The following is a 12,592-nucleotide window of genomic DNA, read 5'->3' on the forward strand; positions in this document are numbered from 1 at the left end:
GCCCTGGCACCCTGCTTCGGTGCGGCTGGCCAAGGTGACGATGCCGCACTGGAACTGCCCGTCGGGCGAACTGAAGTAGTAGGCACCGCCCAGAGCGGAATACGTAGTCTGCGGCGGCTGCACCGGCTCGGGCGGCGGAGGTGGCGGAGGTAGTTCCGTGGTCGGGGCCGGCAGCGGCGCCTCGGTGGTCGTTGGCGCCGCAGTAGTCGTCGACGTTGCCGGCGGGCTCGAAACGGTGGTCGTCGCCACGACGGCATCCGACTCGGCCCCGCAACCGGAGAGAACCACTGCAATCGCGGCCGACGCCGTCACCGTCATCAGACGCTTGTCACGCCACATCGCGACCTTGGAAAAACCCGTCACCATGAAAGACCCCGACCCCACTCTCACTCGCCCGTGCTCACCGGGCGACCCTACCGGCGTCCGATGATCGGCCGCCGGTAGGTGGGTCGTCAGGTGTGGCTGAGCCGCCGGTTGACCTCACGAGTGAGCCAGGCGGGAGAGAATCGCGAGCCCAGGGACAGTGCCTTGGACTGGACGCCGACCGGGAAGTGCACCTTCTTGAGCATGTTCTTGCGCCGGAGGCCCTTCGCGGGGCGTGTTGCGTCGAAGATCGCCTCGGACACGTCGTCGGCGGTGAGTCGAACGCCGAGCGAGGTGGTGGTTCCCGTCGTCACGCCCTGCGTCATCGCGGTCTGCACGAAGAGCGGCCACATCGCTTTGACGGAGATGTCGTACGCGGCCCATTCCAGGTCGAGCGCCTCGGTGACACCGCGGACCGCGAACTTGGTTGCGCCGTAGGTGACGAGTTCGGGCTGACCGTAAATGGCCGACGCCGAGCAGAGGTTGATGACCTGGGCGCCGGCGGTGTCCCTCAGGTAGGGAAAGGCCGCCAACGTTCCGTAGACAACGCCGTTGAAGTTGATGTCGATCTGAAGCTTGTGCACCTCGAGCGGCATTTCCTCGAACTTGCCTGCACGGAGGATGCCGGCGTTGTTGACGAGGATGTCGAGTCGCCCGTCGGCTTCCGCAGCGAACTCTTTGAGCCGGCTCTCCCACTGCTGTGGATCGGTGACGTCGAGAGTTCCGGTGACGACCCGGCCGCCGGCGGAGGTGATGGCTTTGCCGAGCGACGCCAGTCCAGTCTCGTCGATGTCGTAGGCGCCGACGAGGTAGCCCGCGCGCGCAAATTTCAGGGCAGTGGATCGTCCGATCCCGGCGGCAGCGCCGGTGATGAACACAGTAGGTGAGGACACGTCGACAACGATAGGCGTTACTTGCATTATCGGTAAGACCCCCGAGCACATTCGGGTCTACTCTGGGAAGGTCTCGAGGAGATACTGGGTGAACCACGAAAGAACCTTGCGTGCGATAGCTGCCGTCACGGTCGGCTACGTCATCGTGTTGGCAGTGTGGATCGGATGGGTGCGAGCCGATACCCCACCCGGCACGTTGCCGTATCAGCTCGCAGCGCTGGTGGCAGGGTTCGGGGCTGCGCTGGGGTTGGCGATGATGTTCGCCAACAGACGTACCTCCGAGCAGCGACGCCTCGCTCGAAACGGCGTAGAGGGCTGGGCCACCATTCGGGCAGTACATCGCATCGACGACGCCTCCAGCGAACTGGACATGCAGTTCACCATTCCCGGGTCCAATTCGTTCGCCGGTCGAATCGTGTACACGATTCCTCCGGGGGAAGCCGCGCACTTCACCACGGGCGCGGTCGTCCCCGTCATGGTCGACCCGTCCGATCATCACCGCGTGCTACTTCTCCCGCGTCAGCCCCTCGACGAGGAGTAACTGCGCTGCGGCGTACGTCGCCAGCACAGCACCTTCGGCCACGCGCCGGTGCGACTCCCGTCGTAGAAACGCGCGCCTGACGACGATCAGCGCATCCGACACCGTGAACAGAACCCCTCCGAGTGCGAGCCGCGATCGTGAATCGGTACCGGGCATCACGACGCCGGCGCGGGTCTTCGCGCCCGGCGCCAGGGCAGGGTCTGCCGCGAGGGTCGACATCGTTCCCAACGTCAATCCGTATCCGGCCAGCGTCGGGGCCACGGCCGGTGACCGTCGCGCCAATAGGACGGCGGCCGCTGCCCACCCGATCAGTCTCGGCGCGGCGTTCGGCATCGACGGACGCGCGCCACGCGAGGCGAGGAGTGCGCAGTAGAAGCTCTGCATCACCGCGAACGCGCCCGCGCCGCGCATGATCCGGGCGTCGTCGTCGGGTTCGAGCATCAGGACGTCGCCGACGGTTGCTGCCGCGAGTGCGGTACCGAGCAGCGGGTCCCAACGCGGTACGCCCAAGGCCAGCGCCGGGACGATGAACGGTTTCGCGATCCGGTGCATCGTGTCGGCACCGGTCACCGCACCTGCGACGGTGACGGTGGCCGCCACTCCGAACGTCAGCCTCGATACCGCGGACCGGTTCATTGCACGCCTCCATGCTTCGCCGAGCTAAGAATTTTCTGTGATGCTGGCCCCTTCTCCTTGAAGAGGGCCCCTCACCTTGTCATCGTGGATAGGTAAACACGAGACTCTTCACGTTGGGACTTCCTATGCGCCGGAAACACACAGACCACGTCAAGGCGTCCAGCGTCGACTTCTCGAATGTTCACAACCCGCTGCTGCGCAACTCCGATCGAATTCAAGCTCGCATCAAGGCAATAGTCGTCACGCTCACGATCGTCATGCTGCCGATTGCCGCCTGGATCGGCATGGCCACCCACGCCGGCCAGCAGGACCGCGTCGCAGAACAGCAGTATTCACGGCATCAGGTCACGGCCACCAGCACTGCGGACGCGGTGATGGAAGCGCCCATCGTTCAGTCCGATTTCGGCACCACGAGCACCACCTCCGTCGACGCCACGTGGACATTCCGCGGCGCGGAGCACACCGGTTCGGTGCCCCTCGAAGCCGGAACCCCGGCCGGCGCTCGAACCGACATCTGGGTCGACAACGACGGCGTTCGGACCTCGCAGCCCATTGCCAGCAGCGACGCCGTTGCCGCAGGACTCTTCACCGGACTGGGTAGCCTCGCAGCCGTCACGCTCCTGCTGATCGGCATCTACGTCGCCGTGCGCTTCCGCCTCGACACCCAGCGCAACGCCGAATGGGACCTGGCAATCAGAAAGTTCATGGACCAGAACAGCCCCTTCTGACTTTCGGTGATGGTGTCGGACTCCGGGAACATCAGGCCGCTGGGATGACCCGTTCACAGACGATCGACCCAACGGGACGCTCGCCCCGAGCCTCCCGCATGTGCGATTCCAGGAATACGAATCCCGCTGCGTCGAGCAGGTCTTGCAGCTTTTCAGCCGGCCATCGATAAGCACTCACGACAGCATGGTCGAATTGTTCGATCGAGCGACCATTGAAATAGCCGAGGACGAGCCGGCCACCTGGACGAAGCACCCGCGCGAACTCGGCGAGTGGCGTAGAAATTGCCGACGGTTCGTGGTGGATTGTCGAGAACCAGGACAGGACCCCACCGAGCGACCCATCGGCTTCATCGATGTCGTCGATACTCCGAAGGTCGAACCGAACGCCGGGGTAGGTCGACCGGGCGTGGGAGATGAAGGCTGGCGCGAGGTCGATCCCGCGGACGTCGAGCCCGAGTTCGGCCAAGTGGTTCGTCCAATGCCCGGGACCGCACCCGGCATCCAGGACACGCCCTTCGAGGCACTCGGCCCACGATTCGACAACTTGACGGTCCGACGGATGCACTGCTGACATGGAACCGAGAAGGTTGGTGTACTCGTCGGCGCGGGCCGAGTAGGCAGAAGTTGTGTTCGGCACCGGCCGAGGATAACGCTCGCCGGTCCGATGTGGGTATTGGTGATCGGGCACCACTCTGCTCTCGTCATGACACTCGGTGCCCGGTGTGCTTGTTGCGGCGGCTGCGGCTGCGGGAACGCAAGCGCATGGCCACGAATACGATGAAAACAATTGCGACCGAGACGATCACGACTTTCTGCAAGATTTCGGCATACCCCTCTACGAGATGCCAATTCTCACCGAGCTGATAACCCGCGGTGACGAAAATGGTGTTCCAGAACAGACTGCCGATTGTAGTGAGTACGAGAAACCTGGCCATTCCCATTCGCTCGATTCCGGCCGGCAAGGATATGAAGCTACGAAATAGCGGGATCATGCGGCCGAGTAGTACTGCCTTCGAGCCGTGTTTGGCGAACCATGCTTCCGATCGATCGAAATCGCTGGCTTTGATCAGCGGGATCCGCACCACTAGTGCTCGTGTGCGCTCCCGCCCGATGAGCGCGCCGATCGCGTAGACGATGACAGCACCCAGGACCGAGCCGAGCGTTGTCCACAACAGCGCGGCACCGTAGGAGAAGGCTCCCTGACTGGCCGAGAACCCGGCGAGTGGGAGCACGAGTTCGCTCGGAATCGGCGGAAAAAGGTTGTCGGCACCGACGACAACGGCTGCCCCTGGGCCGCCGAGCGCGTCCATGACGCCGACCACCCAACCGGCCAGCCCACCGAGTGGCTCGGCTTCCGCAGCTGCAGCGAACACTGAATCGGACATTGCTTTTCTCCTATTCGTTGATGACGTCAGGCGTCTGACGAAGGTCTCTGCAAACGTTAGGAACTCAGCGAATGGGGGACATCGAGGTAAGCCATCGACCCTTACGGGGGTCTTTTCCTGAAAGCCTTATGGTTTACCGCAATATCGGCGGCCACCCAATCGGCCTATGCTGCTTGCGTGTTGGCGAACGAGGTCGTGTACCCACCCCACCTGGCAGATCGAATTGCCGTCAGTTCTCTGGTTCGGCGATGGTTTATCGCACTCGCCGGCGTTTCCCTCGGAGGCATCACGGCGGTCTCGGCACTTCTGTACACCGTGGGGGCGTTACCTGCCCTCGCGTCGACGCGCATCCTCCCCCGGCGGGGGGATTTGCTGCGGTCGGCAGTCGATCAGAGCGCACTCGCGTTGACCGGGCTCGAACTCCGGCGCATCACCCGTTTCCACGGTCGGCTCGATACGGACGTGCTGACCCCACGCCGCTGTCGCTGGTATCTCGGCATCCGGTGGACGATCGGACTACTCGGAATCGGCGTCGTCTTGCTGTTGACGCTGTGCGTCGTGGTGGCTGGATCGATGGTTTCGGCATGGGTCTTGAATGGTGGTTGGGGCCTGATCGAGAACTCCGGCCGGGTCGACGGCCTGCTCGTGGCGGGAGCGGCGTTGCCTGGGACGCTTTTGATCTTCGTCGTGGTCGTCGGGGTCGGCGGGGTTGGTTCGACGGACCGCTGGTTCGCGGTCCGGATGCTGGGAAGGCAATCCGAGAGGGAGTTGCACCAGCGGGTGGCCGAACTGACCACCAGTCGCGACGACGTCGTCGACGCCATCAACGATGAACGTCGCCGCATCGAGCGCGACCTGCACGATGGCGTGCAGCAGCAGTTGGTTGCCGTGGGGATGCTCATCGGTCAGGCCCGCCGCACCGAGAAGCCCGACAAGCTTCGCGAACTCCTCGCCCAAGCCCATGTCACGTCCCAGGGCGCAATCAGCGAACTGCGCGAAGTTGCCAACCGGGTGTACCCGATCGCGCTCGATCAGGACGGTCTTCACGCGGCGATCGAGACGATGGCTCAGCGGGCAAGTGTCCCCGTCCAGCTCACTTACGAACTGACAGAGCGGTTACGACCCGCTGTGGAGACGGTCATCTATTTCGTCATCTCGGAAGCGGTGACCAACGCCGCCAAATACGCCCACCCCCAGTCGGTGAAGGTTTCCGTCACCAACCAAGGATTCGACCGCGTACTCACGACGATCATCGACGACGGGCCCGGTGGTGCCGATCCGTGTGGCACCGGCTTGTCCGGACTGGCTCGCCGGGTCGCGGCAATGGACGGCACTCTGACCGTGCACAGCCCCGCGGGCGGCCCAACGGTCGTGGCAGCGAGCGTCCCATGCGGGTGATGGTCGCCGAGGATTCGACATTGCTGCGTGAGGGTTTGGTTCGTTTGCTCAGCGACGAAGGCCATGAGGTGATCGCATCCGTTTCGGACGCCGACGCTCTGATCGACGCCGTGGAACAGAATCGTCCGGACATTGTCGTCACCGACGTTCGTATGCCGCCGAGTCATACCGACGACGGACTGCGGGCGGCGCTTACCATCCGCGAACGATGGCCGGAAGTAGCGGTCCTTGTGCTCTCCCAATACGTCGAAAACCGTTATGCAGCAGAGTTGATCAGCGAGTCCGGTGGAAAAGTCGGATACCTTCTCAAAGACCGCGTCACCGAGGTCGACGAGTTTCTGGACGCCCTGACCAGGGTTGCCCACGGCGGTACCGCGTTCGACCCCGAGGTGGTGCGAGCGCTGTTGTCACGCACATCTCGATCGAGTCTTCTCGAACGCCTCACTCCGCGCGAACGCGATGTCCTCGAGCTGATGGCCCAGGGTCTTACCAACGCGCGAATCTCGAATGATCTGTACATCTCGGTGAGCTCCGTGGAGAAGCACATCAACGCGATCTTCGAAAAGCTCGGACTCTCGAACTCTTCCGGTGTGAGCCGTCGCGTCATGGCCGTAGTGGCCTACCTACGCACCTGACCGGGCGGCGGGTTCTCATGAGAACAGCCGACGACACTCCGCTACCATAATGAGACCGGCTGGCCTGTTCTGACACACAAGCGGCTTGAGATCGCCACCCCGGCCACAACAGAAGGACCCGAACTCATGATGCCGAAGCTGTGAAGAGACTGTCGACGGTGGCATTGCTGACGCTGCTGGGTGCTGCTGGGATGTTCAACGGCCTGTCGTTGGCCTCCGACCCGACCGGCCGGTCATTGGGCTTGAATGTCGAGATGTTGCCTTCCTGGCATACGTGGGACTACCGCATTTCCGGTGTGTTCGTGTTGATCTTTCTCGGGCTTGCCCCACTGGTGTGCGCGGCGGCAGTGCTCGTCGACAACCCGGAAGCCGCGGTGTTCGTCGCGTGCATAGGTTCGATAACCGTCGGATGGGTTCTGTGGCAGATCGTCATCCTCGACATTTACGCTCCGCGCGCCCAAATCCCCTTGGCCGTATTGGGCGTCGCGTTGTTCACTCTCGCCGCTGGCGAATTGCGCAAACGTAGCCACGATCGGAACTGGCGTTAGATCAGGGCAGTCGAACTTCCGGCGGCGAAGGCATTTTAAGGCGACGCCACGGACCAGAACTCAGCGCTGAACGAGACAGAACTCGTTGCCCAACAGGTCGGCGAGGATCACCGTTCGATACCCACCTTCTCGTCATGTAGTTCCAGTGCGCGAGCCCCGAGATCGGCCAATCGCAGCATTTCGGAGTCGAGATCATCGACGAAAATATCCAGGTGGACACGGTTTCTCCCGGCTTTCGGTTCCTCCACGCTCTGCAGCGTGAGGTGATGCAAACCGCCGTTCGGCGACACGAGCGCATGGAAATTGCGCATTGTCCGCGAACTGGACCGGTTCGTCGCAGTCGAGGGCAGCCGATCGCCGTCCACTACACCGAGGCTCGGGGGTACTCACTCACCGAGCTGCTTGCCGACGGCGACCTCCTCGACGACTTTCTCGGATGGTGGGGCGCGTTTCACGGCATTTTCGCCCTCGAGGTCAACCATCACCGCGACTGGCGCGACCCGGACATCATGTTTCGTCGGCATCTCGACGTCAGTAATCCGCGCGCGTTTTCGACGGTCATCGTCGACGATGAACAAACCCCTTTGGTCACAAGATTCTCATGAGCCTCATCAGTAACACTTCGGTAACCAACTCCCCTTTGGTAGGTCAGAGACCTTCTGGTCCGTTACGGTCCTGGGAGCACTTGTACGTGTGCCTCACCAAGAAAAACATTTCCGGATCGGGACGGAGGTGTCGGCAGCTTCGGCTGCCACCGACCGAAGGGCCAACAGTTTCATGTCGCAGAAGTCGATAGCTCGATCACGCAGAACCCGCATCGCAGCCGCCGGCGCAGCCGTCGCATTGTCGTTCGCCGTCATCGCGCCGGGAACCGCGTTGGCGGCTCCCGAGGACAGCCCCGCTCCCGACGCCCCGTCCGCCGAGCAGCAGGAACCAGCCGCCGACACCGAAGGTTCGCCTGAGGCACCAGCTCCAGAGGACACCTCGGGAGCAGTCGAAGGCGGCGCCGCTGCCGAAGGGGAAGCCGTCGTTTCGCCCCCAGTCGGCCAGATGGCCGTTCCCAATGCCATTGTGGGCGCGAGCGATCCATTGATCACTCCCCCGGCGGCACCGTCGACCCAGCGTCCTCTCCCTCAGGTCAGCGCGGGTGTTGTCATGAACGAGGACGGCACCGCGACCGTCAACATCGACGTCGTTCCGCAGCTCACCGAGGCCGAGAAGAAGGCGCTCGCCGACGCCGAGGCCGCCAGTAAGGCTGCCGTGGCAGCATCCACCGAGGCTCAGGCCGAGCTCGACAAAGCCAAGGCAGCCGATGCCACAGCGAGCGACGCCGTCACCAAGGCGAAGGTCGCGTCGACCGAAGCCGTTGCCAAGGCCAAGGAAGCCGAGGTCGTCGCCGCGGCCGCGAAGGTCGATCAGATCGCCGCATCCGCCGAGGTGAGCAAGGCAAAGGCGGATACCGCAGCCCTCGAGACGGCCGCTGCCACCGCAGCCCAGGCAAAGACCGAAGCCGATGCCGACGCAGCAACGGCGGAAGCCGACGCTGTGCGCCTCGAGGCGGCAGCTGTGGCAGCCGGAACCCCGGAAGCCGTAGAGGCTGCTGCTGAAGCCAGGGCAGATGCCGACGCCAAGGCCGAGCTTGCCGCCGAGGCCAGAGTCGATGCCGAGGCGTCAGCCAAAGCCGTCCAAGATTCGCTCGTAGCCGTTCAGGACGCGTTCAAGACCCTCAACATCGCGAAGATCACGGCCGCAGTTCGCGCCGCTGCCGCCACGGCCGCCGCATCTTTGTCGGCTGCCATCGAGGCTCGCACAGCCAGTGATGCTGCCGCCGCTGCGGAAGCCGAAGCCAAAGAGCTCGAGGCAACCGCCGCTGCATCGACCGAAGCAGCAAAGGCCGCCAGCGAGGCAGCAGCCAAGGCTCGGGAAACTGCCGACGCCGCCGAGGCGGACGCGACTGCAGCTGCAGCTGCCTTGACCGCTGCGGAGGCAGCGCTCGCGGATGCACCGTCCGACGCCGATATCGCCGCACTGGAGCAGAAGGCCACTGACGCACAGGCTGCACTCGAGAAGGCGGATGCCGCAAAGGCCACAGCCGACGCCGACGTCACTGCGAAGGCCACCGCCCTCACCGCTGCCGAGGCCGACGCGAAGCTCGAGACCGACGCCATGGCTCTCGCTCAGACCAAGGCAACCGAAGCCAAGACCGCGGCCGATACCGCAGTCAAGGCCGAGGCAGACCTGAAGGCCAAGGCCGACGAGCTTGCTGCGAGCGGACCGAAGTTCAGCTGGACCATCAACCTCGGCGAGACGGTCAAGGAAGATGTTCCGGTCACTCAGGTCGACGACACCACGGTCGTGGTGGACGAGACCGGTGTCGCATTGGTCGGCGTTTCCAACGAAGACGGATCGTTCACCGTGGCGGACTACTTCACCACCAACGAAGACGGCGTCACCGTCGTCGCCGGCGAACTGCCTGCCGTCGACCTCGCACTCGGCGATTCGGGATCCGATGTTGCCGCGGGTGAGTCCGAGGGATCGTCCAACACCCCGGCGATCCTCGTCGGCGTCGGTGTAGTCGCTGCTGCCGCAGTGGGTGGCACGGTGTACATGCGCCGTCGCAACTCGACAGATGCGTCGGCGTAAGTTCCTCGTCGCGCTGGCTCTGGTCGGTCTCGTATCGGGTTGCAGCAGTGCAGAACCCGATCCGGTAGCTGCTGACCGTTCGGCGGTGGAGCCACGGATCACCGTGGCTCCATCTGCCGGTGCGCCGGTCGAGGCAGCGCAGCCCGAGTGGATCGAGCTGCGTTCGGGCGACGACACGACGTACTTGTCGAGCCCCGTCAAGCCCGAAGGTTTGTATCGCGGAGGCGAGAGCGGGCAGGTGCTCAATCCGGTCGACGAACTACCCGCGTGGTGGGCCGAGAGTGGTCTGCCCGGTACCGACACCCAGCAAACGGTTGTGGTTGTCGGACACAACTATTCGAAGAAGGACGCACCCTTCAAGGCGCTCGGCGTGGTCCAACCCGGGGACGCGGTGGTACTCGGTACGCCCACTGGAACTCTGCGGTACAACGTCGAAACCGTAGGGCCACTGCCCAAGGGATCACTCTTGGGCGACAACGAGCTTCGACGCTCGGTGCCGGGGCGACTGATCCTCGCAAACTGCGATGTTCGAGGCGGCGAGCCGACCGACGACAACTACATCGTCGTAGCCCAGCTGCAATGACGTTTCGGCCCCGTGCATTTCGATGTACGGGGCCGATTTCGTTTTACAACCCGAGGTCTGTGAGTCCCAACAGCGACCGGTACTCGAGCCCTTCGGCCGCGATGACGTCGTCGGCGCCGGTGGCTCGGTCGACGACGGTGGCAACGCCAACCACGGTTGCACCGGCGTCACGGAGCGCCTTGACGGCCGTGAGCGGCGAGTTGCCGGTAGTCGTGGTGTCCTCGACGACGAGCACTCGCTTGCCGACGATGTCCGGTCCTTCGATCTGACGCTGCATTCCGTGGGCCTTGGCGGCCTTGCGTACGACGAATGCGTCGATCGGTCGCCCCGGCGCGTGCATGATGGCCATCGCCACCGGATCGGCGCCCATGGTGAGCCCTCCGACCGAAACGAAATCCCAGTCGGCGACGAGTTCGCGCATCAGCGAGCCGATCAGAGCGCCGGCTCGATGATGCAGCGTTGCGCGCCTGAGGTCGACGTAATAGTCGGCGTCCTTGCCCGAGGACAATGTCACCTTGCCGTGTACGACGGCGAGTTCACGAACCAGCTCGGCCAGTTCGGCGCGCTGGGCACTGTCGGCCATGTGCGGTTCCCTTCGATCGGTTCGGCTCATGAACTTACCGATCGGGAATCCGTGAACCTAGGCCGGCACGTCTGCAGGCTGCCCGTCGTCGACGAGCGGGATGTGTTCGACGAACGGCTCCGGTGCGCTGACCTTCATGGCCGCTGCGACGGGCTTCGTACCGAGAGAGGTGCGCAGGGCTGCGAGCGCGTAGGCGTTGTCGTTGTACACCCGGACCGCGCCGGCAATACGCTTCTCGGTCGTCTCGAGGTCGCCCGCAGGGCCTTGAAACGCCCAGTTGGACTTGAGCGTCGGGAGCCCGTCGGCCTCCGACAGCACCGCGTGCACTGCCGCCGACAAGGCGTTCTCCGCTGCCGCCTGGGCGGGAAGCCCGAGGCCGCGTTCGCGTACGGCTTTGGACCACGACCGCGCGCCGACGAGTTGCCGCACCACCTCGGGATCGAGCCCCGAGGATTCGACGGCGCCGATCAACGGCTCGAGCTGCACGTGCCGTCGTTCGAGCTCGACGGTGACGAGCTGCCGGCTCGCGGCAGTGTTCGATCGATAGCGCCGGACCCTGCGTTCCACAGTCACCACGTAGGCGAGAGCTGCGAATACGAGAATCGCCACGATCACGAAAACAGTCACAAGGTCTGAATTTAACGGGGCGCCCCGAAACACGCTGGGAGGCTCGCCCGAACGGTCCCGGCTTTCTGCCCACTGGGTTACGGTCGGCCACTGGGTTACGTTCGGCCGCTGGGTTACGTTCGACCGCGACCTCGACCGATCACGTTCGTCAGCCTGCGCACCGCGCTCTTCGGAACCTTGGTGCCGACGGCGGTGAGCGCTTTGTACTGCAGCCCGGGCACACTGACGACCTTGCCCCTGTCCAGGTCTCGCATCGATTCACGAACGACCTGTCCGACGCTGAGCCACATGAAACTGGGGATCGTCGACATTTCGATGCCCGCGCGCTGGTGAAACTCGGTTTTGATGAAACCGGGGCAGAGCGCCTGCACCTGGACGCCGGTGCCCGCGAGTCCGCCGGACAGACCTTCGGTGAACGAGATGACGTAGGCCTTCGACGCCGAATACGTCGAGCCGCGGCCGGCAAGAATGCCTGCAACACTGGCGACGTTGACGATCGTGCCCTTGGCCGAGGCGATCATCGACGGAAGCGCCGCCCTGGTCAGCTGCATCACGGCCGTCACGTTGACGTCGAGCTGCGACTGAAGCAGTTCGGGGTCGGCGGTCCAGAACTCACCCGATGTACCGAAGCCTGCATTGTTGACGAGGAATTCGACGCCCTGGTGGAGACGGGCGGCGACGGCGTCGCGACCCGACTGCGTGGCGAGGTCTGCCGCGATGATCTCCGAGTGCGCCCCGAACCGGATCTTCAGGTCGTCGGCGAGCGATCGAAGCCCGAGTTCGTTGCGTGCGACGAGAACCAGGTCGTAACCTCGCGCGGCCAGGTGGGCGGCGAAACCGGCTCCCAGACCCGAGGTGGGACCGGTGACCAGAGCTACCGGACGGACGGTGACGGGGGACGCAGGATCGATCGATTCGGCGGTCATGGGAGTGAAGGCTACCGGGCCCGCCGAGCCCATCGGCGGGTCGGACATGCCGCGCGGAAGCCCGCAGCGGCGGCTCAGGTTTCGGTCGGTCGCCGAGTGGGGT

Annotated in this window: 16 protein-coding genes and 1 pseudogene; 7 read left to right on the forward strand and 10 right to left on the reverse strand. The window is 64.2% G+C overall.

The genetic code is table 11. The features are described 5' to 3' along the window. Both WBQ44_RS05245 and WBQ44_RS05250 read right to left on the reverse strand, forming a co-directional pair. Positions 1-366 (reverse strand): annotated as a pseudogene (locus tag WBQ44_RS05245) (hypothetical protein); the annotation flags it as partial. A gap of 86 nt (positions 367-452) precedes the next feature. Further along, the gene (locus WBQ44_RS05250; protein ID WP_495565676.1) at positions 453-1,283 is read right to left on the reverse strand and encodes an SDR family oxidoreductase; all 831 of its coding nucleotides are present in this window, start codon (positions 1,281-1,283) and stop codon (positions 453-455) included. A 61-nt stretch (positions 1,284-1,344) separates the two neighbouring features. Between WBQ44_RS05250 and WBQ44_RS05255 the strand changes: the two genes are divergently transcribed. After that, on the forward strand, positions 1,345-1,797 hold the full coding sequence (locus tag WBQ44_RS05255; protein WP_495565677.1) for a hypothetical protein: 453 nt from the start codon (positions 1,345-1,347) through the stop codon (positions 1,795-1,797). Here WBQ44_RS05255 and WBQ44_RS05260 read toward each other — a convergent pair. Then, positions 1,762-2,433, reverse strand: a complete 672-nt coding sequence (locus WBQ44_RS05260; RefSeq protein WP_495565678.1) for a lysoplasmalogenase family protein — start codon at positions 2,431-2,433, stop codon at positions 1,762-1,764. The two genes, WBQ44_RS05255 and WBQ44_RS05260, sit on opposite strands and share 36 nt — an antisense overlap. Before the next feature lie 125 nt (positions 2,434-2,558). Between WBQ44_RS05260 and WBQ44_RS05265 the strand changes: the two genes are divergently transcribed. After that, complete coding sequence (locus WBQ44_RS05265; RefSeq protein WP_495565679.1) at positions 2,559-3,161, forward strand: Rv1733c family protein; 603 nt, start codon at positions 2,559-2,561, stop codon at positions 3,159-3,161. Positions 3,162-3,192: 31 nt separating this feature from the next. Here WBQ44_RS05265 and WBQ44_RS05270 read toward each other — a convergent pair whose 3' ends face one another. Together WBQ44_RS05270 and WBQ44_RS05275 are read right to left on the reverse strand one after the other, a co-directional pair. Beyond that, positions 3,193-3,798, reverse strand: coding sequence for a class I SAM-dependent methyltransferase (locus WBQ44_RS05270; protein WP_495565680.1), 606 nt, complete (start codon positions 3,796-3,798; stop codon positions 3,193-3,195). Positions 3,799-3,862: 64 nt separating this feature from the next. Further along, entirely contained in the window at positions 3,863-4,546 is a 684-nt protein-coding gene (locus tag WBQ44_RS05275) for a DedA family protein (RefSeq protein ID WP_495565681.1), read from the reverse strand. A gap of 177 nt (positions 4,547-4,723) precedes the next feature. On the opposite strand from WBQ44_RS05275, the gene WBQ44_RS05280 reads away from it, so the two are divergent. The 3 genes from WBQ44_RS05280 (at position 4,724) to WBQ44_RS05290 (ending at position 7,127) form a co-directional block, all read left to right on the forward strand. Continuing rightward, positions 4,724-5,944: a sensor histidine kinase gene (locus WBQ44_RS05280; protein WP_495565682.1), complete on the forward strand. Its 1,221-nt coding sequence runs from the start codon at positions 4,724-4,726 to the stop codon at positions 5,942-5,944. Next, positions 5,935-6,579, forward strand: coding sequence for a response regulator (locus WBQ44_RS05285; RefSeq protein WP_495565683.1), 645 nt, complete (start codon positions 5,935-5,937; stop codon positions 6,577-6,579). The genes WBQ44_RS05280 and WBQ44_RS05285 overlap by 10 nt, the downstream gene beginning before the upstream one ends. 140 nt (positions 6,580-6,719) lie before the next feature. Further along, positions 6,720-7,127, forward strand: a complete 408-nt coding sequence (locus WBQ44_RS05290; RefSeq protein ID WP_495565684.1) for a hypothetical protein — start codon at positions 6,720-6,722, stop codon at positions 7,125-7,127. Positions 7,128-7,234: 107 nt separating this feature from the next. Here the strand turns inward: WBQ44_RS05290 and WBQ44_RS05295 are convergent, their stop codons facing one another. Then, a complete protein-coding gene (locus WBQ44_RS05295) occupies positions 7,235-7,438 on the reverse strand; it encodes a VOC family protein (RefSeq protein WP_495565685.1) in 204 nt (67 codons plus the stop codon). A gap of 75 nt (positions 7,439-7,513) precedes the next feature. Continuing rightward, positions 7,514-7,705, reverse strand: a complete 192-nt coding sequence (locus WBQ44_RS05300) for a hypothetical protein (protein WP_495565686.1) — start codon at positions 7,703-7,705, stop codon at positions 7,514-7,516. A gap of 199 nt (positions 7,706-7,904) precedes the next feature. Between WBQ44_RS05300 and WBQ44_RS05305 the strand changes: the two genes are divergently transcribed. Both WBQ44_RS05305 and WBQ44_RS05310 read left to right on the forward strand, forming a co-directional pair. Next, positions 7,905-9,770, forward strand: coding sequence for a hypothetical protein (locus tag WBQ44_RS05305; RefSeq protein ID WP_495565687.1), 1,866 nt, complete (start codon positions 7,905-7,907; stop codon positions 9,768-9,770). After that, a complete protein-coding gene (locus WBQ44_RS05310) occupies positions 9,757-10,353 on the forward strand; it encodes a class F sortase (protein WP_495565688.1) in 597 nt (198 codons plus the stop codon). The genes WBQ44_RS05305 and WBQ44_RS05310 overlap by 14 nt, the downstream gene beginning before the upstream one ends. A 43-nt stretch (positions 10,354-10,396) precedes the next feature. Here WBQ44_RS05310 and pyrE read toward each other — a convergent pair whose 3' ends face one another. The 3 genes from pyrE to WBQ44_RS05325 form a co-directional block, all read right to left on the reverse strand. Next, entirely contained in the window at positions 10,397-10,936 is a 540-nt protein-coding gene (pyrE, locus tag WBQ44_RS05315) for an orotate phosphoribosyltransferase (RefSeq protein ID WP_495565689.1), read from the reverse strand. 57 nt (positions 10,937-10,993) lie between these two features. Next, the gene (locus WBQ44_RS05320) at positions 10,994-11,563 is read right to left on the reverse strand and encodes a LemA family protein (RefSeq protein WP_495565690.1); all 570 of its coding nucleotides are present in this window, start codon (positions 11,561-11,563) and stop codon (positions 10,994-10,996) included. Positions 11,564-11,676: 113 nt separating this feature from the next. Beyond that, positions 11,677-12,489, reverse strand: coding sequence for an SDR family NAD(P)-dependent oxidoreductase (locus tag WBQ44_RS05325; RefSeq protein WP_495565691.1), 813 nt, complete (start codon positions 12,487-12,489; stop codon positions 11,677-11,679). Positions 12,490-12,592: the final 103 nt, after the last annotated feature.

The sequence above is a fragment of the Rhodococcus sp. (in: high G+C Gram-positive bacteria) genome (assembly GCF_049591685.1).
In the GTDB taxonomy this organism is placed as follows: Bacteria; Actinomycetota; Actinomycetes; order Mycobacteriales; family Mycobacteriaceae; genus Rhodococcoides.

Bases quoted from the DNA above. Each gene is read 5' to 3' on its own strand.
- WBQ44_RS05250 (WP_495565676.1), bottom strand. From the start codon at position 1,283: ATGCAAGTAACGCCTATCGTTGTCGACGTGTCCTCACCTACTGTGTTC.
- WBQ44_RS05260 (WP_495565678.1), bottom strand. From the start codon at position 2,433: ATGAACCGGTCCGCGGTATCGAGGCTGACGTTCGGAGTGGCGGCCACC.
- WBQ44_RS05265 (WP_495565679.1), top strand. From the start codon at position 2,559: ATGCGCCGGAAACACACAGACCACGTCAAGGCGTCCAGCGTCGACTTC.
- WBQ44_RS05275 (WP_495565681.1), bottom strand. From the start codon at position 4,546: ATGTCCGATTCAGTGTTCGCTGCAGCTGCGGAAGCCGAGCCACTCGGT.
- WBQ44_RS05285 (WP_495565683.1), top strand. From the start codon at position 5,935: ATGCGGGTGATGGTCGCCGAGGATTCGACATTGCTGCGTGAGGGTTTG.
- WBQ44_RS05295 (WP_495565685.1), bottom strand. From the start codon at position 7,438: ATGCGCAATTTCCATGCGCTCGTGTCGCCGAACGGCGGTTTGCATCAC.
- WBQ44_RS05305 (WP_495565687.1), top strand. From the start codon at position 7,905: ATGTCGCAGAAGTCGATAGCTCGATCACGCAGAACCCGCATCGCAGCC.
- WBQ44_RS05310 (WP_495565688.1), top strand. From the start codon at position 9,757: ATGCGTCGGCGTAAGTTCCTCGTCGCGCTGGCTCTGGTCGGTCTCGTA.
- pyrE (WP_495565689.1), bottom strand. From the start codon at position 10,936: ATGGCCGACAGTGCCCAGCGCGCCGAACTGGCCGAGCTGGTTCGTGAA.
- WBQ44_RS05325 (WP_495565691.1), bottom strand. From the start codon at position 12,489: ATGACCGCCGAATCGATCGATCCTGCGTCCCCCGTCACCGTCCGTCCG.